The 25,572-nt window shown below is 36.9% G+C and carries 31 protein-coding genes; 21 read left to right on the forward strand and 10 right to left on the reverse strand.

Translation table 11 applies throughout. The features are described from left to right. The first annotated feature begins 94 nt into the window (after positions 1-94). From LZF87_RS11465 to LZF87_RS11475, 3 genes are read left to right on the forward strand one after another with little or no spacing between them, the layout of a single operon-like run. Positions 95-874 carry an MlaE family ABC transporter permease gene (locus LZF87_RS11465; RefSeq protein ID WP_244339144.1) on the forward strand — a complete coding sequence of 260 codons (780 nt, stop codon included), beginning with the start codon at positions 95-97 and terminating at the stop codon, positions 872-874. Positions 875-879: 5 nt separating this feature from the next. Next, positions 880-1,629, forward strand: coding sequence for an ABC transporter ATP-binding protein (locus LZF87_RS11470; RefSeq protein WP_244339145.1), 750 nt, complete (start codon positions 880-882; stop codon positions 1,627-1,629). A gap of 7 nt (positions 1,630-1,636) precedes the next feature. After that, positions 1,637-2,605, forward strand: a complete 969-nt coding sequence (locus tag LZF87_RS11475; protein ID WP_244339146.1) for an MlaD family protein — start codon at positions 1,637-1,639, stop codon at positions 2,603-2,605. A 50-nt stretch (positions 2,606-2,655) separates the two neighbouring features. Here LZF87_RS11475 and LZF87_RS11480 read toward each other — a convergent pair whose 3' ends face one another. The 3 genes from LZF87_RS11480 to LZF87_RS11490 all read right to left on the reverse strand — a co-directional run bounded on the left by LZF87_RS11480 (position 2,656) and on the right by LZF87_RS11490 (position 6,545). Then, positions 2,656-3,777: a cysteine desulfurase family protein gene (locus LZF87_RS11480; RefSeq protein WP_244339147.1), complete on the reverse strand. Its 1,122-nt coding sequence runs from the start codon at positions 3,775-3,777 to the stop codon at positions 2,656-2,658. Next, positions 3,778-4,686 (reverse strand): EamA family transporter, encoded by a 909-nt coding sequence (locus LZF87_RS11485; protein WP_244339148.1) that lies wholly within the window; start codon positions 4,684-4,686, stop codon positions 3,778-3,780. A gap of 77 nt (positions 4,687-4,763) precedes the next feature. After that, on the reverse strand, positions 4,764-6,545 hold the full coding sequence (locus LZF87_RS11490) for an MFS transporter (protein ID WP_244339149.1): 1,782 nt from the start codon (positions 6,543-6,545) through the stop codon (positions 4,764-4,766). A gap of 190 nt (positions 6,546-6,735) precedes the next feature. Here LZF87_RS11490 and LZF87_RS11495 point away from each other — a divergent pair, with 190 nt between their 5' ends. Further along, positions 6,736-7,260 (forward strand): hypothetical protein, encoded by a 525-nt coding sequence (locus LZF87_RS11495; protein WP_244339150.1) that lies wholly within the window; start codon positions 6,736-6,738, stop codon positions 7,258-7,260. 56 nt (positions 7,261-7,316) lie between these two features. Here the strand turns inward: LZF87_RS11495 and LZF87_RS11500 are convergent, their stop codons facing one another. Next, the gene (locus LZF87_RS11500) at positions 7,317-7,874 is read right to left on the reverse strand and encodes a Smr/MutS family protein (protein ID WP_244339151.1); all 558 of its coding nucleotides are present in this window, start codon (positions 7,872-7,874) and stop codon (positions 7,317-7,319) included. Further along, positions 7,864-8,046, reverse strand: coding sequence for a hypothetical protein (locus LZF87_RS11505; RefSeq protein WP_244339152.1), 183 nt, complete (start codon positions 8,044-8,046; stop codon positions 7,864-7,866). Before LZF87_RS11505 ends, LZF87_RS11500 begins: the two co-directional genes overlap by 11 nt. Positions 8,047-8,147: 101 nt before the next feature. Between LZF87_RS11505 and LZF87_RS11510 the strand changes: the two genes are divergently transcribed. Both LZF87_RS11510 and LZF87_RS11515 read left to right on the forward strand, forming a co-directional pair. Continuing rightward, positions 8,148-8,426: a DUF2752 domain-containing protein gene (locus tag LZF87_RS11510; RefSeq protein WP_244339153.1), complete on the forward strand. Its 279-nt coding sequence runs from the start codon at positions 8,148-8,150 to the stop codon at positions 8,424-8,426. A gap of 12 nt (positions 8,427-8,438) precedes the next feature. Then, positions 8,439-8,798: a CCC motif membrane protein gene (locus LZF87_RS11515; protein WP_244339154.1), complete on the forward strand. Its 360-nt coding sequence runs from the start codon at positions 8,439-8,441 to the stop codon at positions 8,796-8,798. Between the two features lie 68 nt (positions 8,799-8,866). Here LZF87_RS11515 and rocD read toward each other — a convergent pair whose 3' ends face one another. Then, complete coding sequence (rocD, locus tag LZF87_RS11520; RefSeq protein ID WP_244339155.1) at positions 8,867-10,111, reverse strand: ornithine--oxo-acid transaminase; 1,245 nt, start codon at positions 10,109-10,111, stop codon at positions 8,867-8,869. A gap of 308 nt (positions 10,112-10,419) precedes the next feature. Between rocD and LZF87_RS11525 the strand changes: the two genes are divergently transcribed. Then, on the forward strand, positions 10,420-11,874 hold the full coding sequence (locus tag LZF87_RS11525; protein WP_244339156.1) for a hypothetical protein: 1,455 nt from the start codon (positions 10,420-10,422) through the stop codon (positions 11,872-11,874). Between the two features lie 72 nt (positions 11,875-11,946). Beyond that, a complete protein-coding gene (locus LZF87_RS11530) occupies positions 11,947-13,716 on the forward strand; it encodes a cytochrome c peroxidase (protein WP_244339157.1) in 1,770 nt (589 codons plus the stop codon). Here LZF87_RS11530 and LZF87_RS11535 read toward each other — a convergent pair whose 3' ends face one another. Further along, positions 13,717-14,259, reverse strand: a complete 543-nt coding sequence (locus LZF87_RS11535; RefSeq protein ID WP_244339158.1) for a DUF1697 domain-containing protein — start codon at positions 14,257-14,259, stop codon at positions 13,717-13,719. A 207-nt stretch (positions 14,260-14,466) separates the two neighbouring features. On the opposite strand from LZF87_RS11535, the gene LZF87_RS11540 reads away from it, so the two are divergent. After that, positions 14,467-14,934, forward strand: coding sequence for a hypothetical protein (locus LZF87_RS11540; protein WP_244339159.1), 468 nt, complete (start codon positions 14,467-14,469; stop codon positions 14,932-14,934). Between the two features lie 227 nt (positions 14,935-15,161). Here LZF87_RS11540 and LZF87_RS11545 read toward each other — a convergent pair whose 3' ends face one another. Next, positions 15,162-15,881, reverse strand: a complete 720-nt coding sequence (locus LZF87_RS11545) for a hypothetical protein (RefSeq protein WP_244339160.1) — start codon at positions 15,879-15,881, stop codon at positions 15,162-15,164. Positions 15,882-16,031: 150 nt separating this feature from the next. Between LZF87_RS11545 and rlmD the strand changes: the two genes are divergently transcribed. Genes rlmD through LZF87_RS11560 form a run of 3 tightly spaced genes read left to right on the forward strand, consistent with a single transcriptional unit; the run spans position 16,032 to position 18,651 of the window. Further along, complete coding sequence (gene rlmD / locus LZF87_RS11550; protein WP_244339161.1) at positions 16,032-17,447, forward strand: 23S rRNA (uracil(1939)-C(5))-methyltransferase RlmD; 1,416 nt, start codon at positions 16,032-16,034, stop codon at positions 17,445-17,447. 21 nt (positions 17,448-17,468) lie between these two features. Then, positions 17,469-17,966: a DUF6452 family protein gene (locus LZF87_RS11555; protein ID WP_244339162.1), complete on the forward strand. Its 498-nt coding sequence runs from the start codon at positions 17,469-17,471 to the stop codon at positions 17,964-17,966. Continuing rightward, the gene (locus tag LZF87_RS11560; RefSeq protein WP_244339163.1) at positions 17,938-18,651 is read left to right on the forward strand and encodes a DUF6048 family protein; all 714 of its coding nucleotides are present in this window, start codon (positions 17,938-17,940) and stop codon (positions 18,649-18,651) included. The genes LZF87_RS11555 and LZF87_RS11560 overlap by 29 nt, the downstream gene beginning before the upstream one ends. Positions 18,652-18,743: 92 nt before the next feature. Here the strand turns inward: LZF87_RS11560 and LZF87_RS11565 are convergent, their stop codons facing one another. Then, a complete protein-coding gene (locus tag LZF87_RS11565; RefSeq protein WP_244339164.1) occupies positions 18,744-18,977 on the reverse strand; it encodes a hypothetical protein in 234 nt (77 codons plus the stop codon). 57 nt (positions 18,978-19,034) lie between these two features. Beyond that, a complete protein-coding gene (locus tag LZF87_RS11570) occupies positions 19,035-20,207 on the reverse strand; it encodes a THUMP domain-containing class I SAM-dependent RNA methyltransferase (protein WP_244339165.1) in 1,173 nt (390 codons plus the stop codon). A gap of 113 nt (positions 20,208-20,320) precedes the next feature. Here LZF87_RS11570 and LZF87_RS11575 point away from each other — a divergent pair, with 113 nt between their 5' ends. From LZF87_RS11575 to LZF87_RS11615, 9 genes are all read left to right on the forward strand, one after another. Further along, on the forward strand, positions 20,321-21,064 hold the full coding sequence (locus LZF87_RS11575; RefSeq protein WP_244339166.1) for a class I SAM-dependent methyltransferase: 744 nt from the start codon (positions 20,321-20,323) through the stop codon (positions 21,062-21,064). A gap of 1 nt (position 21,065) precedes the next feature. Then, entirely contained in the window at positions 21,066-21,761 is a 696-nt protein-coding gene (locus tag LZF87_RS11580; protein ID WP_244339167.1) for a ZIP family metal transporter, read from the forward strand. Between the two features lie 211 nt (positions 21,762-21,972). Further along, positions 21,973-22,785 carry an N-acetylmuramic acid 6-phosphate etherase gene (murQ, locus tag LZF87_RS11585; protein ID WP_244339168.1) on the forward strand — a complete coding sequence of 271 codons (813 nt, stop codon included), beginning with the start codon at positions 21,973-21,975 and terminating at the stop codon, positions 22,783-22,785. Positions 22,786-22,796: 11 nt separating this feature from the next. After that, on the forward strand, positions 22,797-23,267 hold the full coding sequence (locus tag LZF87_RS11590) for a hypothetical protein (RefSeq protein ID WP_244339169.1): 471 nt from the start codon (positions 22,797-22,799) through the stop codon (positions 23,265-23,267). 33 nt (positions 23,268-23,300) lie between these two features. Further along, entirely contained in the window at positions 23,301-23,483 is a 183-nt protein-coding gene (locus LZF87_RS11595; RefSeq protein ID WP_244339170.1) for a hypothetical protein, read from the forward strand. A gap of 3 nt (positions 23,484-23,486) precedes the next feature. After that, positions 23,487-23,714 (forward strand): DUF6095 family protein, encoded by a 228-nt coding sequence (locus LZF87_RS11600; protein ID WP_244339171.1) that lies wholly within the window; start codon positions 23,487-23,489, stop codon positions 23,712-23,714. Next, positions 23,701-24,276, forward strand: a complete 576-nt coding sequence (locus LZF87_RS11605) for a DUF1572 family protein (protein ID WP_244339172.1) — start codon at positions 23,701-23,703, stop codon at positions 24,274-24,276. Before LZF87_RS11600 ends, LZF87_RS11605 begins: the two co-directional genes overlap by 14 nt. Continuing rightward, the gene (locus LZF87_RS11610; protein ID WP_244339173.1) at positions 24,273-24,644 is read left to right on the forward strand and encodes a DNA topoisomerase IV; all 372 of its coding nucleotides are present in this window, start codon (positions 24,273-24,275) and stop codon (positions 24,642-24,644) included. Before LZF87_RS11605 ends, LZF87_RS11610 begins: the two co-directional genes overlap by 4 nt. 36 nt (positions 24,645-24,680) lie before the next feature. Beyond that, positions 24,681-25,454, forward strand: coding sequence for a TerC family protein (locus LZF87_RS11615; RefSeq protein ID WP_244339174.1), 774 nt, complete (start codon positions 24,681-24,683; stop codon positions 25,452-25,454). The last annotated feature ends 118 nt before the right edge of the window (positions 25,455-25,572 follow it).

Raw genomic sequence — 25,572 nt, forward strand, 5'->3', positions numbered from 1 at the left:
TGCGATTTAAGGCATCATAAGTCTAATACTAAATCCGTTTTGTGTAAGCGAAACGGATTTATTGTTTTCAGCTATCTAAAAATGAATTCAGTCCATGAATACAATTTTTAAAATATCCGAACCTATACAATCTTTTTTAACAGAAATTGGTGAACTCTCCTATTTCTCAGGTCGGTTTTTTAAAGAAGTAGGCAAACGACCTTATGAATTCAAGGAATTCCTGAAACAGTGTTATAACATGGGATATCAATCACTCCTTTTAGTAGGGGTGACCGGATTTATCATCGGTTTAGTTTTTACACTGCAGTCCCGACCTACACTTCAACAATTTGGTGCGGTCTCCTGGATGCCGTCAATGGTTAGTATTTCTATTATCCGGGAAATTGGACCTATCATTACCGCTTTAATTTGTGCCGGAAGAATCGGTTCGGGAATTGGGGCCGAATTAGGCTCGATGCGGGTAACGGAACAAATTGACGCCATGGAAGTTTCCGGAACCAACCCCTATAAATTTCTGGTGGTAACCCGAATTTTGGCCACCACTTTAATGCTTCCGATTTTGGTTTTCTTTGCTGATGCTATTGCGATTTACGGCTCATTTCTCGTTGAAAACACTAAAGGAAATGTGTCTTTTTTGTTGTATTTCAATCAAGTATTCAGACACTTGGAATTCAGCGATCTGATTCCTTCCACCATTAAAACTTTCTTTTTTGGGTTTGCCATTGGATTAGTAGGCTGTTTCAAAGGATATAATTGTAAACAAGGTACTGCCGGAGTTGGAATCGCTGCAAATTCAGCAGTAGTTTATACGTCAATGCTTCTGTTTATAATTGATTTTATAGCTGTTCTTGTAACCGACATATTCTACAATTGATAATTATGGAAAAACCAGCTCTCAATAAACCCATCATAATAATTAAAGACCTGATGAAAAGTTATGGTTCTAATAATGTTTTGAATGGTTTTAATATGGAGCTTAATGAAGGAGAAAATCTGGTAATTATGGGAAAATCGGGATCGGGTAAATCAGTTATGATTAAATGTCTTATCGGTCTTGAAGAAGCTGACGGCGGTTCAATCGAAATAATGGGCAAAGATATCATGACACTGGAACAAGAGGAAATGGATGATTTGCGTACGGAAATTGGATTTCTTTTTCAGGGAAGTGCACTCTACGATTCGATGTCGGTGAGGGAAAACCTGGAATTTCCTTTACGAAGACACACAAAAAAATTTGGTATCATTGAAGATACTACACCGATGGTGGTCACGGCATTGAAAAATGTAGGTTTGGAAAATGCAATCAATCTGATGCCTAATGAACTATCGGGAGGAATGAAGCGCAGAATTGCTCTTGCACGAACATTGATACTTCAGCCTAAAGTAATATTATACGATGAACCAACGACTGGGTTAGACCCTATCACATCGAAAGAAATTATCATGCTGATGCAATCAGTACAGGAAAAATACAAAACGTCATCGATTATCATCACGCACGATGTGGATTGCGCCCGTGTAATAGCAAACCGCATGATTTTGTTAGTAGACGGAATTAATTACGCAGAAGGAACCTTTCAGGAACTCGCAACTTCAAAGGATCCTAAAGTACAAGCTTTCTTTAAATGATATGGCAATGGAAAAAACAGCAACACAGAAAATACAGCTCGGAATATTTGTTATTGTGGGACTATTGATCTTTATTACCACTGTCTATTTTATTGGTAAAAAGCAAAACATATTTGGAAAAACCACAGAAATAAGCAGCATTTTCGATAATGTAAACGGATTACAGCTTGGAAATAATGTTCGTTATTCAGGCGTAAGTGTGGGAACAGTAACTGCAATCGAAATGATTAATGATACGATGATTCGGGTAGAGATGGATATAGATGACAAAATTATCTCCCATATAAACAAAGATGCAGTCGCCATAATTAGTTCCGACGGATTGGTGGGCAACAAGGTCATCAGCATCCTACCCGGAAAAGACAATAAGACACCCGTAAAAGAAGGCGATGTCATAAAATCCATGAAGCGTCTCAATACTGAGGATATGCTTAAAACGTTGAATGTAACCAATGAAAATACGGCCAAAATAACTTCCAATCTGGTAAAAATAACAGAAGAAATTACCAAAGGAAAAGGAACCATTGGAATGCTGATAAATGATACTATAATGTCAGGCGATTTAAAAGAAATTACTCAGCGCCTTAAAGAATCGGCAGCCAGTTTAAACCAATTAACCACTTCATTAAACAGAAAAGATAATGTGATTGGTGTACTTAATGATACAGGGACAGCCAATTCAATAAAACAGATTGTAAAAAACCTGGAAAATTCAAGTTTGAAAATCGACGATGCCGTTAAAAACCTAAATACAACAATTACAAATGCTAAAGAGGGAAAAGGAGCTATAAACTATCTTTCCAACGATCCGAAACTGGTACAGAAAATAGATTCAATCATGACCAATATCAATAAGGCCAGTATAAAACTTAACGAAAACATGGAAGCCATGAGACACAATTTCCTTTTCAGAGGTTATTTCAAAAAACAGGAAAAAGAACAGAAAAAGGTACAGGAAAAAGAACAGAAAAAATAAACTTGGATAAGCCCCAAAATAAAAAAGCAGCCTGATTGCCGCTTTTTATTTTATACATTTTTTAATGCCTCCATCAATAAATCGACATCTTCTTTTGTGTTGTAATGACTAAAGGAAATCCGCAAATTCGGTTTTTTAACTTCATCTTTATCCAGAATTTCAACTAAAACATGTGAAGGCCTTATGCTACCGCTTTGGCAGGCACTTCCTCTTGAAACCGCGATTCCTTTCATATCCAAATGAAACAACAACATCGATGTTTTTTCTTCTGGCAACGGTAAATTTACGTTCAGAATATTGTAAAATGTATCCTCGCCGTTGATTTTGAAATTCGGAAAATCAACTTCAAAACGCGCAACAGCATATTTCTTCAGTTCCGAGATATAGTTTCTTTCATTGTCAAGGCTTTCATATGCTAATTCCAAAGCTTTTGCCATACCAACAATCTGATGCACTGCTTCCGTACCCGCACGCAATCCCTTTTCCTGCTCGCCTCCGTAAAACATCGGCTGTAAAATCGTGTTCTTTTTTACATAGGCAAATCCGATTCCTTTCGGACCGTGAAATTTATGGGCACTGGCTACAAGGAAATCAACCGGAGCTTTCTCTAAATCAATTTCTGTCTTTCCGATGGACTGAACGGTATCAGTATGGAATAACGCGTTGTAATCGTGCGTAATTCTTATCGCTTTTTCAAGATTCAGAACAGTTCCGATCTCGTTGTTGACATGCATTAAGCTTACCAAGGTCTTTTTGCCTTGCGAAAGTAATTCAACCAAATCCGTAAAATCGATTTCCCCATTGGGTTTTACGTTCACAAAATCAACTTGGACACCATATTCACGCGCCAAAATTTCCACAGTATGCAAAACAGCGTGATGCTCAATTTTACTTGTAATTATACGTTCGATTTTCAAATCACGGACACAAGAACGCAGGATCCAATTATTTGCCTCGGTTCCGCATGACGTAAAAATAATCTCCGAAGCAGTGGCATTGATTTGTTTGGCAATAGATTTTCTTGCCGATTCAATCAATACTTTAGCACTACGCCCAAAACTATGGGTAGACGACGGATTCCCGAAATCTTCCAAAAGAACTTTAGTCATTTCCTGAACAACTTCAGGGCGAACTGAAGTGGTTGATGCGTTATCGAGGTATATCTTTTTCATTTATTCTGATACTCGGTGTTCCTTTAATTTTCGGTTAAAGATAAGTTTTTCGTTGAAAACTATGATGGAAATTAAAATCAGGGAATACGAAATCATCTGAATTTCGGTCACTTCCTCTTTATAGTAAAAAACAGCCAAAAGGAAATTCAATATTGGATTGATATACAACATGATTCCGACTGTTGATGAATTCACTCCTTTAAGTGCATACAGATTCAAAAACAAAGGGATTATCGTAAAAAGGATTACAATAAAAAGCAAACAAATATAGAACAGACTTTCTGTTGGCACCGGTCCGCTAAACACAGGGAAAAAAGGCAGAATGATCAAAGCAGCAGTCAGAATCTGAATATTAAGTCCGACGAACTTATCCACTTGTATATTCTTACGTTGGGAAACCAGGTAAAGAGCGTAAGTCAACGCTACAATCAGGCTGTAAAAAATATCGGCAAAACTATTGAATGAAAGCAAAACACAACCGGAAACACTTATTCCCACTGCAATCCACTGCAATTTGCTTAATCGTTCTTTCAGAATGAAAAAGGCCAAAACTGTAGTTAAGATTGGGCAAACCAAATAAGCGAACGATGCTGCTTTAACGCTGATATGGTTCATCACAAAAATAAAAATAAACCAATTGGCCGTTAGCAGTAAACCTCCTCCAACATTTACACGAATGATTTTATTCTTATCTGATTTGGATTGCTTCTTGAAATTATTCCAGTCTTTCAGAAGTACATTTCTTCTTAGGATAAGATTAATGGCAGAAATAAGTACGACGCTCAAAAAAACGCGATAAAACAAAATATCCAATGACGGATAATTATGAATCGGCTTTAAAGCCAAACTGAAAAAACCCCATATAACAAAAGCGGTAAATGCGGCCAGATAGTATTTGTTGATTCGCATATAAAAGAAATTCGGAGCAAAGGTAAGTCTTTTCCCCTGCTCCGAATCTGATATTATTATTTTATTAAGATTTGAGTTTAATGTCCTCCTTCTGCTTCAATTTCATCAACTTCAATTCCTTGTTTCTTCAGAATCGATTTCACAACTACCGCGAAGAACAATAAATAACCGAAACACAATACTGGAACAACATAGGATTGGTGAATTCCGATGATATCTGATAATTTCCCCTGAATTGGCGGGATAATTCCACCTCCAAGAATCATCATTACAAGGAAAGCAGAACCTTGTGAAGTATATTTACCCAATCCGATGATGGACAAACTGAAAATTGCCGGCCACATGATACTGCATGCCAATCCGCCTGCAAGGAACGCATAAATAGCAACCGTCCCCGTAGAGAACAATCCGATTAACATCGCTGTAACTCCGAAAACAGAGAAAACAGTTAGTGTACGTGCCGGTTTGTCTTTACTGATAAAGAACGCTATTGTTTGCAAAACGATACAAACCACATAGTAATATAAAGGCGTCATATCTTTCTGTGCCAATGTATTTACGCCAATAATAACCGAAAAAGCAATTAACGGAACGATGACTAAAGCCAATGTCTTTTTAGCTGAATTTAAATGAAAAACGCTGATAGCTCCAGCCCAACGTCCGATCATAAGACTTCCCCAATACATTGAAATATAAGGCGCACTGTCCGAAACACTAAAAGCGCCGAATTCTTTCAACTTCAACAATTCAGTTAAGTTACTTCCAATGGCAACTTCTACTCCAACATATGTAAAAATGGCCAACATGCCCAAAACCAACTGCGGATACTGCATTGCACCCCAGCCTTCATTGTTTTTCTGAGCCGATTTATACGAAAACAATAATCCACCGACAACAACAGTAAGAGCACCAAAAAGCCAATACATTCGGTATTTTTCCAAATCGCCTTTTATTTCTTTTATTTGAGTTTCATGATCCTTAACTTCTGTCCTTAATTTAGCTAATTCATCACCTGATAAACCTTTAACTTTCTGATCATCAAAACTCTCTGTTTTAATAGTTTCGATTCTTCTTTCCAAAGTTTCAACCGTAAGTGCTTCTTTGCTTTTGTAACTATTAAAAACCGGAGCAAACATGATTGCCAACAATCCGGTCATGATTACCAAAGTACGTAACGCCTTATTGGCTTTTTCCATCGGTTCATCCGAGATTCCGGCAGGTACTTTTTTAGAAAATCTGAACATGGCTGCCGCTGCAATGAACAATAATCCTACGCATATATAAAGGAGGATTACCTTACCCAGATCCAAATGCTTTATCTGATCATCTGTAACTGAAGCTGTAGTTCCGAAAAGTGCAAAAGCCACTACTAATGGACCTATCGTCGTACCAAAGGAATTGATACCTCCACCAAGGTTTACTCGGTCGGCACCGGTTTTAGGATTACCCAATGAAATCGCAAACGGATTTGCTGCGGTTTGCTGCAACGAAAAGCCTAATGCCACAATAAATAATCCAGCCAACATTCCCGCATAGAGATTTGCCTCTACCGCAATAATCATGGCTCCCGCTCCTAAAGCAGAGAATAACAGTCCGAAAACAATACTCTTCTTGTATCCCCAGCTCCCGACAATATCTTTCTGTTTTGATGTGCCAAAAATAAAAAGTAGTAATGCCCCTACATAATAGGCTGTGTAAAAAGCAAAATCAACTAACTGAGACTGAAATTGATCCAGTAAAAAATAACTTTTACAAAACGGAATAAAAATACTGTTCCCCGCAGCTATAAATCCCCAAAAAAAGAAAACGGTAATCAGCGTATAAAGAGCAGGATAATTGGTTTGGTGTTTAGATGACATAAATTAATTTTTCATTTGGACCCAAATATAGGAATTATGATGAATTTTCAGCGGTTCTTTTATTGGCATTTGCAATCTAAATATATTATTTTTGTCCCTTACAATTCTCATTTTATGAAATTGCCTTTGCTTTAAATCATGTTTTTTAAATAATCGGCGGGCTCATAACCATAAAAAATTAATTTCTGCTATGAAAAAATTATTCGGATTACTGGTTTGTCTGTTTCTTCTATCTTCTTGTGATGATGGCGATTTAGTTGTGGAATCTTTCAATTTTGACGATGTTTCCATTCAGAAATGCCCTGACAAGGATCCGTTATTTAAAATCAATGGTCAGGAATTATTGCTGTTAGACATTCCAAGTTCTTTTTTTCCGAATGAAATAACCCCGGACGGACAACCGAGAATTGCAACAGTTTCTTCGGAAAACAGAATCATTTACCGTAAATACGACGCAAAACTTAATGATAATTCTGTAATATGCTCAACTGTCCCACCGGCAACCCCATTGGTTCAACAGGAATGGAATGCGGTCGAAGGGGGAACGATTGAGATTACAACAACTCAAAATACAATAACCGACCCTGATACCGGAGAGGTAACAATAACAGGATATAACCACCGAATAAAATTCATCAATGTTGAGTTTGTGAATGGACAAACCAGTTTTGCGTATGAAGATTATTTCTTCGGAGATTACATTACAGCTCCATAGTTGTAATTCATCTCAAAATAATACAAATAGAATTTTGGATTTTTAGGTGGTGGTGATTAACGGCTGGGGTTTTGTTTGATATACACTTCTGTAGCTCCTAAGCCATATTTTTGGTAATTGGCGTCCTGGAAAGAAATTCCGTCATAACGTCCCAAAAGAAAATCCAGTTCGGCTTTTAGCACGCCTTCACCAACGCCGTGAATAAAAACCACTTTAGGCATCCTGTTTCTTATAGCAAAATCCAATTGCCCTTTAGCAGTTTCCATCTGCAAATTCAGGATATCAAAATTGGACATACCACGTTTGGAAGGCACCAGTTTTTCAATGTGTAAATCAACTTCCAAAACAAATTCATCCTTACGGGATTTCTTTTCTTTTACAAAAGAACGCTTTTGCGGAAGCTCCTTTTCCTTTAAAACCTGACTTATACTTTGATTTGAAGTAAACGAGTTTAAATCGTTGATATTTTGCTCTTTAACCAATTCATTTGCAGCGTAAGCCATTTTAAAACCATCCTCGGTTTCAATAAGAATCTGATCCTTCTGAAAACCGACCACTACTCCTGTGAAATCATCATCAAGAACCGAAACTTTATCTCCAATATTAAACGTCATCTTCTTCTTTATCTTTTGAGTTAGAGGATACTTTAGACATCAATTTCATCATCCCGAAGAAGAAAACCAAAACACCGATTACCTGGATAAAAACGTTAGGTTCAGGCTTTGTCTGCTCGTAAAAAGCCCAGCCCATCAGCGCGAAAATAAGTATGATATAAATTGTTTTCATTTCTTCAGATTGAGAATTCAAAAGTACTAAACTTTAAAATATACGTCCACAGTTTTGTAACTTATATTTTTTCTCTAAATTGCCTACAGAAAAAGCTTACTATGGAAGAGTATATGTTACCTTGTTTGAGCAAAAAATTTTTAGGGATTGAATGTTTCGGGTGCGGAACACAAAGAGCACTCGTTTTGGTATTCAAAGGCGAATTTACAGCTGCCTTCAAAATGTTTCCTGCCATCTACACCTTACTATTCTTTCTTGGACTTGTAGGAATAAGCTTTATTGATAAATCCAGAAATTATCATAAACCAATAATCACCTTAGCAATAGCAAACGCCATTATTATGGTCGTTTCCTATTTCATAAAACATTTTCATATCTAACCAAAAACAATTATGGAAGAAACAAATTTCAACAATTTTGAAGCCCAACAAAAACTACCTAATGCGACACCAGTGCTTATACTGGGAATCCTGTCTATCATCACCTGCTGCTGCTATGGTATAGTCAGCATCCTATTGGGAGGGGTTGGAATGTATTTAGCAAACAAAGACATCAAAACATATAATGAAAACCCAAGTGGGTATTCCAATTTCAATAACATTAAAACAGGTAAAATACTTTGTATCATCGGAATTGTTCTGGGAGTTCTATACCTTATTATGGTTGCCTGGATAATTAGTACTTTCGGATGGGAAGCATTGCAGGATCAGGAATTATTGCAAGAAAAAATGAGAGAGTATTTTGGACAATAATCATTTTAAACCATAAAAAAATCCGCTTTTCAGCGGATTTTTTTTATTTATGTCCTTTATCCTTTATGTTATTTCTCAAACTGTTTTAACGTTTTGATGATAATACCAACACAATCTAAAAGCTCTTCTTCGTTCATAACCAAAGGCGGTGCAAAACGAATAATGTTTCCGTGAGTTGGTTTTGCTAACAAACCATTATCGCGCAATGCCATACAAATGTTCCATGCCGTATCGCTTTCTTCTGTATCATTAATTACAACTGCATTCAATAATCCTTTTCCGCGAACCAATGTAGCAATAGTTGAAGTTTCAATATATTTCCCAATTTCAGATCGGAAAATTTTTCCTAGTCGATCAGCATTCTCAGCTAATTTTTCATCGGTTACAACTTCCAAAGCAGCGATAGCTACTGCAGCGGCAATTGGGTTTCCACCAAAAGTAGAACCGTGTTGTCCTGGTTTGATCACATTCATGATAGCATCATCAGCTAAAACTGCAGAAACCGGATAGACACCTCCTGAAATTGCTTTTCCTAAAATCAAAATATCCGGCTTAACGTTTTCGTGGTGTACTGCTAACAATTTTCCTGTACGGGCAATCCCGGTCTGAACCTCATCCGCAATAAATAAAACATTATGCTTTTCGCACAATTCTTTTGCTTTTGCCAAATAACCCTCCGAAGGAACATAAACTCCCGCTTCACCTTGAATTGGCTCAACTAGAAATCCTGCAATGTTCGGTGAAGAAGTTATTGCTTTTTCCAAAGCATCTAAATCATCATAAGCGATTTTAATAAAACCTGCAGTGTAAGGTCCGAAGTTCTTACGTGCATTCTCATCATTAGAGAAAGAAATAATTGTCGTGGTTCTTCCGTGGAAATTATTTTCACAAACAATTATCTGAGCTTCATTCTCATTGATTCCTTTCTTCTCATACGCCCATTTACGGCATAATTTCAAAGCCGTTTCAACAGCTTCAGCACCGGTATTCATTGGAAGCACTTTATCAAAACCAAAATAGTTGGTTACAAATTCTTCATAAACACCCAATTTATCATTGTAAAAAGCACGAGATGTAAGCGTAAGTGTTTGAGCCTGTTCTACCATAGCTCCAACAATTCTTGGATGGCAATGACCTTGGTTTACAGCTGAATACGCTGAAAGGAAATCATAATATTTTTTTCCTTCCACATCCCATACATATACTCCTTCTCCTTTACTCAAAACAACAGGAAGCGGATGATAATTATGCGCTCCGTATTTGTCCTCTAACTGAATTGCTTCGGCTGAACTCATTTTCTTTAAAACTTGCATATTATATAGGTGTTTGTAGTAGTTTCTTTATATTTTACCTGTTATTGGTAATTTTACGCAAGTTAGCAATTCAAAATGAAAAAAATAAGTTTGAGAAATTTAATTTAATAGTTTTATAACAAATACCTTCTATTGAATTTAAAATTATAATAATCGTAATTAAAACCAATTACATTACATTCTGATAACAAAATACAACAAAATCTGTTAAAATTACTCAAAAACATAACATTATAAGAATAATCAATCAAAATTGACTTAACACTGCTTCATTAGGTTTGCCCTGTCTAACAAAAAAATTAAAAACCATGAAGTTTACTTATGCCTTTTTAGGTACGTCAATGCTTATCGGCTTAATTGCCTGTAATTCTGACGAAGGTTCAGCTCCTACTACTAATGAGCCTACCAATCCTGTTACTTTAAAAAATCATTCTGTCACTCCGGCACTGATCAATGCCAAGTCGGAATTTTCTTCACTAAAAGTATTTTCTCTTTTTTCAAGTGAGGATGATTTCAGGGAAACCCCGGAGTTCGTTTTTGGTGGTTCGGCTGACGGTTCAGGATTATTCAAAAATTCAGACGGGACTTTTTCCTTTCTGGTAAATAATGAAGATAACTTTTCTGTTTCAAAAATCAAGTTTGATAAAACCTTCAAACCCGTTGCCGGCGAATATGTCCTGAATTCGAACGGATCAGGAAACAGATTATGTTCTGCAACGTTGGCAATGCCAGAAACGCATGGATTCGGACCTCTTTTCCTGACAGCCGGAGAAAGCGACAGCGAATCACAAGTTCACGGAATTACTCCATTTGATACAAAAGCAAACAGCTCAACACCAAGGCCTGTTTTAGGTTTCGGAAGATGGTGTGCGGAAAACGCTGTTCCTCTATCTAAAAATGCTTATACTGCTCAAACCGTTGTTTTATTAGGTGATGACGATTCAGGCGCTTATGGCGGACAATTAGTAATGTACAAATCATCAACCGGAGATTTAAACAACGGAAGAGTCTTTGTTCTAAAACGCACTGATAATGTTACCAATGAAAGAACAATGATTGAAAACAGCTCCTATCCTGTTCAGTTCATTGAAGTACCTAATGCAAAAACCAACACCGGTTTACAGAATAATCAGGCGGCACAAAATTTAAATGCGATTTCCTTCGGCCGTGTTGAAGACATCGATTACCGTAAAGAAGACGGAAAAGAAAGAGAAATTTACTTCAACGTAACGGGACAAAACAATACAGGTTCTAATGCCGATAATTCCCGTTCAAAATACGGACGTGTTTATAAATTGGAATTGGATGCAAACAATGCGTTAACCGGAAAACTTACGCTAGTATTGGATGGTGATAACCGAAGCGGAAAAGCAAAATTATTCCAAAATCCGGACAACATCTGTGTAACCAAAAACTATGTTTATATTCAGGAAGATTCCAACGGATATGGAGACGAAACACACGATGCTTACATCTACCAATACAATATCGCTACCAAAGAACTTAAAGTGGTTTTCGAATTAGATCACAAACGAGCTGATCTAAACAACAAATTCTTAAGTGCAACTTCAGCTTTAGGTTCATGGGAATATGGCGCGCTAATTGACGTATCAGAAACTATTGGCATACCAAATACGTTCATGCTTTCCATTCAGCCACATACCTGGAAGATGGATACTTTCAAAGGTGTAGACGGCGGTACTGTACGTCCGAATGAAAATCAGGGAAGTCAGGTTGTTTTAATTAAAGGTTTACCAAGATAGTTTTAAAATAAAGAATCCCAATAAATTAGGAACGTGACTTATCATGTTCCTAATTTTCAATTTACATGCACAATGGAAAAAATAATTGTACTGCTTCTCACCCTGATTACAGCTATTTCCTGTCAGGAAAAAGAATTCGTAAATCTTCCCCCAACAGAAAAAACGAAGCAGCTTCTTTTTAAAAATTACATCGATTTTGCACAAAAAACGGTCGAATTGAACACTGCTGTCCAAAATGGTCTGAACAAAAAGTTAACACAGCAAAAGTTCAAAGAAGTACGACTTAAGTATAAAAAAACAGAAGCATTATTGGCTTTTTATCTTCCGGAAACAGCACTGAAATTAAATGGTGCAGCTATCGACAAAAACGATATCCATGAAAACAGCCGAAAAGAAGAAGAAGCGAGCGGATTTCAAAAAGTGGAAGAATTGCTTTTTTCTGATGATACAGATTGGAATGAGCTCCGAAAGCAAACCGGAATTTTAAATGGTTACACTCAATCTGTAAAAGCTACCATTGAAACCATTCAGCTATCCGACAGCAACATTTTTGAAGCCCAGAAATTGGCAATGTTGCGAATGATGAGTTTAGGAATTTCGGGATTTGATTCGCCTATAGCTTTACATTCCCTTCCTGAAACAAAATCAACCATTGAAAGTATTGTTGAAACTGTTTCGGTTTTCAAAAAAGATAAATCCCTGACTAAATTGGTAAACGAAACCATCGATTATCTAAATAACAATCAAAATTTCGATACTTTTAACCGTGCCGATTTCATCGTAAAGTATTGCATTCCCCTTTCAAAAAAAATCCATCAGATTCAAAAACAGCTTAACATTAAGAACAATCCGTATCCTAGTGCAATCAATTTTGATATTCCTTCCGTTTTTGAAGAAACGGCTTTCAATGTTGATTATTTTGCCCCGGTTTATAACCGAAATCCGTCTCCGGCCCAAATTTTATTAGGTGAACAACTTTTCTCCGATACGATTTTAAGCGGAAACGACAAAGTCTCCTGCTTGAGTTGTCACATTCCTTCTCAAGGCTATGCAGATCATAAAATCAAAGCTATTGAAAACAAATCCCATTCCCGAAATACGCCCACGCTTTTGAATTCAGGTTTTCAGAGTACATTGTTTTTAGACGGCCGTGTGAGTTATCTTGAAGATCAAGCCAAAGCAGTCATCAACAATAAAGATGAAATGCACGGCAGTTTCGCTCATGCACTGACTAAGGTTAAATCCAGTTCTAAATATCAGGCCGGATTCCGAAAAGCATTTCCGGATGAAAAAGAAATCACTGAAGAAAATCTGCTGAAAGCAATGGCAAGTTATGTGCGCTCTTTATCCAAGCTAAATTCCCGATTCGACGATTATCTGCTGGGAAAAACTATGCTTTCCGAAAATGAAAAAAAAGGATTCAATTTATATATGGGCAAAGCCAAATGTGCGACCTGTCATTTCTTTCCGCTTTTTAACGGCTGTGTCCCCCCTTTGTTTAACGAAACGGAGAGCGAGGTTTTGGGAGTTCCTTCAAAAAACGCCACAAAAAATGCTGTGGTCGATGGCGATTTAGGTGAATACATGATAACCAAAGCTCCTTTAAAAAAACATGCCTTCAAAACTCCGACGGTTCGAAATAGTGCTGTAACTTTTCCGTACATGCATAACGGTGTTTATCAAACATTAGAGGATGTTATCGACTTCTATAATCGAGGTGGAGGCTCCGGTATTGGTATCAACTTAGAGAATCAGACCTTACCGACAGACAAACTGAATCTAACCAAAACTGAAGTTCAGGATTTGATTGCTTTTATAAAAACACTTAACAACAAATACTAACTATTCATTATACATTTCCAAAAGCTTAGTAACGGTATTCAGATTACGCATCGTTGCCGTTACATTGAGCTTTTTCTCAATGTATTTTTGGTCGAAACGCGTCTTACCCGCTCCTACTGCATATTTAATATAGATTCTATTCTTATCGATTACTGCTTCATCGGGTTTAACCTGACTCATTTTCAGTTCATGGATACTGTTCGCGTCTAATTCTTTAGAGATGAAAGTAAAGTACAGCTTTTTTGTATCAACATCTTTTTCTTTCATATAAGGGTTATTCTGAAGTGAAGCCTCCAAATCTTCCTTGGTAATTACGATTATTGGAACATCATACCCCCACTCTTTGAAGATTTCCTGTTTGATTTTAAATCCGACACTTGGACCATCTTCTTCATCCGAATCGACAAAAACATTGCCGGATTGAATATAGGTTCTCACATTGGCAAATCTCATACGCTCCAACAAAGCTTTAAGGTCTTCCATTTTTATCATATTATGGCCGGAAACGTTTATTCCGCGTAAAAGTGCCAGATGGGTTTTCATTTATTTCCTGGATTTTAAGTGAGGTAAAATGTACTCCAAAAATACAAATGTATTTCGAAGTTCTCCTTTTTTTTTCACGTGTTATTTAACGATTTTACCATTACCGATAACGATTTTAGCTACTTCTGAAAAGAGAAATTCAGTTATTATAGCTAAATTCACTTACTCGATTAAATTCACTCAATTAGAAATCAAAATACTACGATTATGAAAAAAATTATCTTATTTTTAGCAATCCTGTCTGTCGGTTTCATATCATCCTGTTCAAAAGATGAAGACGGCAATGACGCTACGCCAAATCCAAATCCGAATCCTAATTCTAACAATGTTTTTACCGCAAAGGTTAATGGTGTTCAAAAAGTTTTCAAAGTAGCAAGTGCTAAGGTTTTAGAATATCCGGCCTATACCGATATTGAAATCACGGCTCAGATGACTGATGATCCAACCAATACGTTTGAACTGAATTTATCGCGTGATAGCGGCGTACCGTATTTTATCCAGTATTCAGAAACCGGAACTTATTATGAGGCAAAACCTGTTGAATCTTTCCCTGTAACCATCAATGAAAACTCAACAAAAAAAATGAGCGGAACTTTTTCAGGCACTATGCAGGAGACCGAGAGCGGACCGGGATCTGTAACCATTACGGATGGTAATTTTACAATTCATTTTTAAATTTTATGGTCTCGCTTGTATTTGAGGCTTACTATAAACGATTTGAGTTAGTTTTTTAAAATAGGTAACGGCAGTTTGCACTGAACAAACTGCCGTTATCTTTTTATAATTTTATCTAATAATAATCTGGTAAGAATTCATCTTAAGTTACCTGATTATATTTTGTCAATTTCGGCTTCCATCATATCAATATTCTCATGATAAGGAGATTTTTCATATGAAAATTACTATTTAAATTCTCCTCTTTTTTTAAGCAGGAAATCCATTAGATCAAGAATACCGGATTTCTTATGAAACGCATTAGAGGCTTTATCCATTTCACAAAAAGTCAAAAACAAATCAATTTCATTTTCATCTAGGTTAAGATTTCGGGTAAAAAAATCATAAGTAAACCTGTTTTTTGCCATTGTGCTAAAACTTTCTGTTCTTTTTGACTCTTCCTTTTTTCCATTTTTATTAAAAAGTTTTCGAAATAAATCCGCCAGCTTACCTCCTACGGCAACAAAATCAACTCCATTTTGAATTTCGCCCGTATAAACGCCTACTGGTTTCGGCCTGGATTGTTCTTTGTATATTTTTGCCATTTTTAAAGATTCATAACTCATATCCACTTTGAAAGTTGAAAGTTTGTCAATCTTAAGTTCTTCCAACTCAATTTGTTTCTTTTGCAAAACAATTTTATTTTCATTGGTTAAATCTTCTTTTTTCACCTTTATATACTTCTCAAGGTAATTTTTTGAATAAATAATGATTTCATCATTTACATCAGCCAAAATTTGAAAATAACCTTCATCATTAGTTTTTACAATTAGTTTTTTAGTAGCATTTATCACTTCAACATTCGGAATCAAAGCATTCTCATCTAAAACTTTTCCATTCATTTTAGATTGGGAAAACAAAGTTGTTGAAAAGCCTAAAAGAGTCAAAACAAAATAAAGTTTTTTCATATGTCGGTTAGTTTGCAAACTAAAATATTTATTAATGCAGTAACGCATTACTAATTTTATGTTAATTGAGTTTTTATTAACCCTATTCATATGATAAAAAACTCGACACTAACTATTAATAACTGAATACGGTTTCATTATCTTTGCCCCATGGGAAGAAAAAAAACAGACAAAATCGTATTCGAAAACGTAAAAGTCCTTGATGCAGGTGCAAAAGGCGTATCGGTGGCAAAAGCCCCAGAAGGTCAGGTTATATTTATACCTAATGTTGTTCCTGGCGACGTAGTTGACGTTCAGACATTTAAAAAACGTAAATCCTATTTTGAAGGAAAAGCGATAAAATTCCACGAATATTCAGAACACAGAACAACACCAGTTTGCGAACATTTTGGAGTTTGCGGTGGCTGTAAGTGGCAAAACATGAAATACGAACAGCAATTGTTCTATAAAAATCAGGAAGTTTATAATCATTTAAAAAGAATCGGAAAAATTGAATTACCGGAATTTGAGCCTATTTTAGGGTCGAAAGAACAGTTTTTCTACAGAAATAAAATGGAATTCGGATTCTCAAGTTCACGCTGGATGACTCAGGAAGAAGTGGACAGCGGAGCAGAACTTGACAATAAAAATGCAGTAGGTTTCCATATCCCAAAAATGTGGGACAAAATTTTGGATATCAACAAATGTCATTTACAGCAAGATCCTTCGAACGATATTCGTAACGAAATCCGAAGATTTGCCAATGAGAACGATTTGTCTTTTTTCAATCCGAGAAATCACGAAGGCTTATTAAGAACTTTGATGATTCGTACTTCTTCTACCGGAGAAATCATGGTATTGATTCAGTTTTTTGAAGATGATAAAGCAAAGCGCGAACTATTATTGAATTTCCTTGCCGAGCGTTTTCCGGAAATAACTTCTTTACAATACGTTATCAACCAAAAAGCAAACGATACTATATACGATCAGGACGTCATCCTTTTCAAAGGAAGAGAATATATCCTTGAAGAAATGGAAGGACTGAATTTCAGTATCAATGCAAAGTCTTTTTATCAGACAAATTCGGCACAAGCATACGAACTGTATTCTATCACAAGAGAATTTGCTGGATTAACAGGAGAAGAACTTGTTTACGATTTATATACCGGTACAGGAACCATTGCGCAATTCGTTTCAAAAAAAGCGAAAAAAGTGATTGGTGTGGAAGCTGTTCCCGAAGCGATTGCTGATGCTAAAGAAAACGCAAAACGCAACAACATTACCAATTGTGAATTCTTTGTGGGTGATATGAAACATATATTCAATGACGATTTCATCAGAACACATGGACACCCGGATGTAATTATCACTGACCCGCCTCGTGACGGTATGCACGCCGATGTAGTGAAACAGATTTTAAGCATCGCCCCTGAAAAAGTGGTTTATGTAAGTTGTAATTCGGCTACGCAAGCCCGTGATTTGGCTTTGATGGACGAAATGTACAAAGTAACCAGAGTGCGTCCTGTAGACATGTTCCCGCAAACGCATCACGTGGAAAACGTTGTACTTTTAGAAAAAAGAAGTTAGATTTCAGAATTGAAAAACCAGATGAAAAGACTAACAATAATCGCCCTTTCACTACTTCTCGCCAATTCATTCTGGAGTTGCGAGAAAGATGATATCTGTCCGGAAGGAACCCCTACTACACCAAATCTTGTTATTGAATTTTATGATGCAGCCCATCCGGAAAATTTAAAACCTGTTACTAACCTTGCTGTTGTAGCACCCGGATTTTCAACTGGTTTTGCATATACTGGCGTAAGCAAAATCGAGGTTCCCTTAAAAACAAACGAAGATCAGACCATACTACAATTTATTCAAAATGGTTCCGATACCAATCCGGCCAATGATAATATTGATGTTTTGACTTTTAACTATGACAGAAACGACATCTATGTTTCCAGAGCCTGCGGATACAAGACAGTATTTCAACTTACCGAAGATCCAATTTTAACTGACGACGGCTCCCCTTGGGTTTTGTCCCGATTCGTAGCACAACCTAACATTCAATATGAAAATGAAACACACATTAAAATCTATTTTTAGTATAGCTTTGATGTTGGTTTCAGTAACAACATTATCGGCTCAGGAAAAATCAAAAGACACAATAAAAAAACCAAAAACGGAACGTTACGGAATTCGGGTTGGATTGGATTTACACCGATTGGCAAAATCCATATATGACAGCGACCATTATAAAGGATTCGAAGTTGTAGGTGATTATCGTTTAACAAAGAAAGTCTATATTGCCGGCGAATTCGGAAATGAAAAGAAAACCGTTGACGAAGACCAGGTAAATTTCACTACCCGCGGAAGTTATGTCAAATTAGGATTTGACTACAACACCTATGGGAACTGGCTGGATATGGAAAACATGATTTATGTGGGAATGCGTTACGGGGCAAGTTCGTTTTCCCAACAACTGAACAGTTACAGTATCTATAATACAAATCCATATTTTGGAGAAACTACTAAGTATCCGGGACAAAAATTTGATGGACTGACTGCCGGATGGCTTGAAGTGGTTACCGGTTTAAAAGCAGAGATGGTTAATAACCTGTATTTAGGTATTTCACTACGTCTGAATTATATGTTACATGAAAAACGTCCTGAGAATTTTGATAATCTGTTCATACCTGGGTTCAACAGAACTTATGAAGGCGGCCATTTTGGTGTAGGTTTTAATTACAGCGTGAGCTATTTTATACCACTTTATAAGCGTTCTAAATAAAAAATAACATTACTACTTATAAGGAATTGTAATTTATTAAAAATCCCAAATCATGTTCTATTGATTTGGGATTTTTTATTTTTAAAAGGAAACTATTTTAGCTCCTTCACTCCTTTAATAAACAACCATTTCACATACATTTTCTCCCCTTCGTGTGTTTTTATCACCTGAAATTTTGGTGCCAGAATTGAAGCTGCAACAGCAGCCGTTAAAGGCAACCAAAACCCGGTAAGATTTGTAAATGTCGCCGCCACAAAACGTACGATAATGAATAATAAGGCAAAGCCTAAAAAATTATATACTATTGATTTGGTTTTTAAAGTCATTCCCTTAATTATGAATTATTAGTTATGAGTTGAAAGACTGAGACTTATTTCTTTTTATTAATTGTTATCCCCTAAATTCTGGAATTTAGTACGCTTACTTCCTTCATACATTTCGTATTTCACTAAACGTGCTTCCAGCTTACCGTTGAAGAGCTTGATTTTTCGGGAAGGTTTTAAACCTACAAACTTAAGCGCTTCCAGATTTGCTGTGATGAACCAGGCATTTGTTCCGGGATAGCTTTGCTTTAATGTATCACCGATTTCCCTGTAGAAGCGTTCCATTTCAATATCCAGACGCTCTCCGTAAGGCGGATTGAAAACCATATGTAATGGTCCGCGTGTTTCTTTTTCGGTATCAAAAAAGTTACGTTCTGAGATTTTTACGTACTCATCAAGATTAGCATTTCTGATATTGTCTTTAGCTTTCATAACAGCAGACGGCGCTTTATCATAACCCGTAATCGTATAATGGAAATCCTTGACCTTCTTCATCAGTGAATTCATGATTTGGTCGAACAAATCGTTGTCCCAATCATTCCAACGTTCAAATGCAAATTCCTTACGGTTGATGTTTGCAGGAATATTACAGGCAATCATCGCTGCTTCGGCTAAAATAGTTCCCGAACCGCACATCGGATCTATAAAATCACCCTGTCCGTCCCAACCGGAAAGCAATAACATTCCTGCTGCCAAAACTTCATTAATCGGTGCGATATTGGTTGCTGTTTTATACCCTCTGTGATGCAATGAATCACCCGAACTGTCTAAAGAAACCGAACACTGGTCACGATCAATGTGAACATTAATTCTTAAATCCGGAAAATCCTTGTCGATACTCGGACGCTTTCCGAATTTATCGCGAAACTGATCCACAATCGCATCTTTTGTTTTCAAAGCCACGAATTGTGAATGATTAAAATGTTCCGAATGCAAAGTTACATCCACCACAAATGTCTGATTTTCATTTAGGTACTTTGACCAGTCAATCCCCTGAATACCTTTATACAGACTCGCTTCATTAAAAACACGAAACTGATAGATAGGCTTCAAAATTTTCAAAGCCGTGCGCAATGCCAGATTCGCTTTGTACATAAATCCCTTGTCCCCCGCAAAGCTTACCATACGGGTTCCCATTTCAACATCTTGTGCGCCCAGCTGACGCAACTCCTTTGCTAATATTTCTTCGAAGCCAAAAAAAGTTTTGGCAATCATTTTAAAATTCTGCTCCATAATTTAATTTCAATCGCAATCCTTAAAATCCTAATTTCCGATTCCTAAATTGGATTACATCGGCAAAAATACGCTAAATTTGCAAGATTAATTATCCTCCAACAGAAGAATACATGTCTGAAGCACAAAAAAAATCTACCGAAAACTGGTTTGCCTCCTGGTTCGATACTCCTTACTATCATATTTTATACAAAGAGCGCGACGAAGCGGAAGCCCAACATTTCATGGACAACCTTACGCATTATTTAAACCTTCCGGAGGATGCTAAAATCCTGGACCTGGCTTGTGGTAAAGGGCGCCATTCCATGTATCTGAACACATTGGGATTTGATGTTACGGGAGCCGATCTATCCGAAAACAGTATTGCGGAAGCTTCTGTGGCCGCCAATGAAAAACTGCATTTCACTGTGCACGATATGCGCCTTCCGTTCGAAGAAAAATTTGATGCCGTTTTCAATTTGTTTACGAGTTTCGGGTATTTTGAAAACGACGATGATAACTTTACCACGTTAAAAGCTATTCACGACAGCCTTTCCGAATACGGGTTTGGGGTAATTGACTTTATGAACGTAAACTATGTCATCAACAATCTGGTTCCGGAAGAAGTAAAAACTGTAGACGGAATCGATTTTCACATAAAACGCTACGTAAAAGACAATCATATATTCAAAGAAATCGATTTTGATGCCGACGGACAACATTTTCATTTCACCGAAAAAGTAAAAGCCTTAACTTTAAACGATTTTGAACAGATGATGGAAGAAGCCGGAATTTATCTTTTGGATGTTTTCGGCGATTATAAACTGCGCAAATTCTTTAAAAACGATTCGCAACGCCTCATAATGATATTCAAATAATATGATATACCTGCTGCCTTTACTTTCGGTTATTATAGGTTATGTTATAGCCACTTTTTTCCGTCCGAAAAGCAAAAAAAGCCTAAAAGTACTGCTTGCATTCAGTGGTTCTTTTTTATTGGCATTAACGGTTTCACACCTGTTACCTACCGTCTATGAATCGGCACATCACGCAACCTCAGACGGTCACGTGCACGGTAACATCGGTTTTTTCATCATGTTTGGTATCGTGTTTCAAATCATACTCGAATATTTTTCGGAAGGAGCCGAACACGGACATGTGCACGGACACAATACCATGTATCATATCCCATGGGCATTATTCATAAGTTTGTGTCTGCACGCACTGATGGAAGGAATGCCAGTGAGCCATCATCACGATTTAGCCTGGGGAATTGCGGTACACCACTTCCCTATTGCCATAATCCTGACTACTTTTTTAAGCGCATCACATCTGAACAAAGCTTCCATATTGGTATTCATGCTCGCTTTTGCAGCCATGACGCCTCTTGGAACTATCGTTTCGGAAAGAGCACCAATGATTACTCATTTCTACTCAGAAATCACGGCATTTGTTATCGGAATCCTGTTTCATATTTCATCGACCATCATTTTTGAAACCAGTGACGGACACAAATTCAACATGGCAAAACTTTCGGCTATTTTACTCGGAATTGTGTTGGCGTATTTTATGTAGATTTAGGCGTGACCGCAAGGGTCGGGCTTCCCGATAGCTATCGGGACGTTGCAATCTTTTTTGTTAGAACGTTCGGCTTAAAAATTACGTTTTTTCTAAACAAAAAAGGATTTCCACTATTATCCCTCACGCAAAAAACTGCACTAAAGTACGATCGCAATCCAAAAGAAACTTTGTAACTTTGAACCTAAGCCACTTAGCAACTTATAAAATGACTTTTACCAAAACCACAGAACAATCCTCAAATTACGAGCAACTTGAAAAAATGTCGGTGCACGATTTACTGACCAATATCAACAACGAAGATAAAACCGTTCCGCTTGCGGTCGAAAAAGCTTTACCACAAATCGAAATCCTGGTTTCTAAAGTTGTGGAACAGATGAAAAAAGGCGGAAGACTATTCTACATCGGAGCAGGAACTTCAGGACGATTAGGAATTGTAGATGCTTCCGAATGTCCTCCTACTTTTGGTGTTCAGTTTGATTTGGTAATCGGAATCATCGCGGGCGGGGATACTGCCATCCGTAAAGCTGTGGAATTTGCAGAAGACGATAAAGAACAGGCCTGGAAAGATTTGTCCGAATGGAATATCAACGAAAATGACTTTGTAATCGGAATTGCGGCTTCAGGAACGACACCATATGTAATCGGTGGATTGGAAAAATGCAACGAAAACAATATCATCACCGGATGTATTACCTGCAACGAAGGAAGTCCGTTGTCCAAAACGGCTCAATTCCCCATTGAAGTAGTTGTTGGACCGGAATTCGTAACCGGAAGCAGCCGTATGAAAGCCGGTACTGCCCAAAAATTGGTTTTAAACATGATTTCTACGGCAACCATGATTCAGCTTGGGCGAGTAAAAGGTAATAAAATGGTCGATATGCAATTGAGCAATGTAAAATTAATCGATCGTGGTGTCCGCATGATAATGGGAGAAATTCCGGTATCCTATGACGAAGCAAAAGCATTGTTGGAAAAACACGGAAGCGTTAGAAAAGCGGTTGAAAATTTCAATAAATAATCTAGGATCAAATGAAATTCAAAATTATTGTATCTTTATTCCTATTAGCATCGTTATCAGCCTTTTCTCAAGAACTTAAATATAAAACGGGAGGAAGAATTTTTGATTCGAACAACCAAAAACTGGCATCAAAAGAGGTTAGGGAATTACTGATAAAACAACCAGAAATACTGGAATCTTACAATGAAGGAAGATCAGAAAAAATCTTTGGAAACGCACTAATGTACGGAGGAATAGCTTTGGCGGCAACCGACTTAATTGTCGCAGCCACAAAAGAAGGTGAATATCCAACAGCACTAACGGTTGTAGGAGTTGCGTCGATTTTCTTGTCAGTACCTATTAAATACATTTCCACTAAAAAATTAAAAACCGTCGTGAAAGATTATAATGCTGCATTATCAAAAAAAGACAGCGGTTTCAATTTTGAATCGATGTCCATAGTTTCAAACGGAAAAGGATTGGGTTTACGAATGACTTTTTAAAAACAGTTACAACAAATCAATATCGAAGTCACCATGAAAAAATTGCTTGCTTTATTTTGCTTCTTTATCCTGACAATGGCTTCTGCGCAGAAAATTTCGCTGCAAAAAGCTCTCGAAATTTATAACGATGAAATAAAGACAGCCCTAGGTGCAACAGGCTTTGACCTGAATATTTTAACGAATGCCAACGGGTACGGACTTCAAATTACATTTTAAATCATGTCAACAAACAAAGCATTATTAATGAAAGGAATCCGATATCTGGCATTTGCAGTGCCGCTAATGTTTATCGGACCAACAATAATTCACAGTTCATTTAAAAATCAGGAACATCCATTATATATTCCAATTCTGGGGATAGGTATCCTTTTTTGTATCGGATCGATGTTTTTGATGTTCAAAGGAATACAAACCATGGTAAAAAGCTTGTTCGATGGAGACCAATAAATCATATCTGGAAAGTGTAAAAAAACTGTTTCTGTATTATAAAACAATCGGCGAAAAAGCCATTGAGCAATTAGAACCGGAACAGCTTTTTGTTACTGTTAACGACAATACGAATTCTATTGCGGTGATCGTTAAACACCTTTCCGGAAATATGTTGTCGCGTTGGACCGATTTCCTTACATCAGATGGCGAAAAAGAATGGCGCAACAGGGACGGTGAATTCGAACAAACCTTCACAACCAAAGAAGAAGTAATGGCTTCCTGGGAAAAAGGATGGAAATGTTTTTCGGATGCACTCGATGCTTTAGAGCCCAAACAGCTTTCACAAATCATCTACATCAGAAACGAAGGACATAATGTAATGGAAGCAATTAACCGTCAGCTGGCACATTATCCGTACCATGTAGGCCAAATTGTATTTTATGCCAAAATGCTTAAAAAAACAGAATGGACAAGCCTTTCCATTCCGAAAAACAAATCAGACGATTACAATGCCGAAAAATTTTCGAAAGAAAAAAGCACAAAGCATTTTACAGATGATGAACTTAACAAACTAAAATGAAAAAAATATACCTACTTCCTATCCTTACTTTATTAATTTCCTGCTACAATCAGGAACGCAACTGCAAAGATTTCAAAACAGGAAAATTTGAATTCGTACAGCAAATCAACGGTGAAGAAAAAAAATCGGTTTTCGAACGTACAGAAACACTTCAGATCGAAACCTTCAACGGAAAAACAGATACAGCATCTGTGCGCTGGGTAAACGATTGTGAATTTGTGCTTCAAAAATTACATCCTAAAACCATGCAGGAAAAAAAAGCAATCGCAATGAAAATACTGACAACCAATGAAAAAGGATACTCATTTGAATATGCTTTCGTTGGAGACGGTAAAAAACAACGCGGTTCTGTAACAAAAATCGAATAACATACGTTTAACAGCTTTATAATTTAAAATTTTATAATGGAAGTATTTCTGACTCCTGATGCGTGGATCGCTTTATTAACCCTTACCTTTTTGGAAATTGTATTAGGTATTGACAACATCATCTTCATTTCTATTGTTACCGGAAAATTACCGGCTGAAAAAAGAAAAAAAGCCACACGAATTGGATTATTTTTAGCCATGTTCATGCGAATTGGCTTATTAATGGGAATCACTTACCTGATTGCCATGAAAAAACCGTGGTTTAGTCTTGAACTGGGCTGGTTCAACGCTAAGTTTACGGGACAGGCCATAATATTGCTGCTTGGAGGTATATTCCTGATTTATAAAAGTACCAAAGAAATCCATGAGAAAGTAGATCATAAAGGAGAAGAAGAAAAAGAATTAAAAACATCTGCAGCTAAATCTTTTGGCAGCGTAATTGTTCAGATTTTGTTAATCGACCTTATTTTCTCCGTTGACAGTATCCTTACGGCAGTTGGTATGACCAACGGTGTAACTGGTGCATTATACATCATGGTTACTGCGGTAGTGATTTCCGTAGGAGTAATGCTATTGTTCGCGGTACCGGTTGGTAATTTCGTTAATGCAAACCCATCAATCCAGATTTTAGGTTTAGCTTTCCTGATTCTTATCGGTTTTATGCTTATAACCGAGAGTATGCACCTATCTGATGCTTCCTTAGTGGGACAACATGTCGGGGTGGTTCCGAAAGGCTATCTGTATTTTGCCATTGCGTTTTCATTGGCAGTGGAATTCCTAAACATGAAAATGCGTAAAAAAGGTAAATAATCATTTATACAGTTATACAATCAAAGAGCTCTCAAAACTGAGGGCTTTTTTGTTTATTCCCAATCAAAAGTTATTTACTTCTAACTACCAAAGTAATTCTATATGCAATGATTTAAAC

The organism is Flavobacterium enshiense (genome assembly GCF_022836875.1).
GTDB lineage: Bacteria > Bacteroidota > Bacteroidia > Flavobacteriales > Flavobacteriaceae > Flavobacterium > Flavobacterium enshiense_A.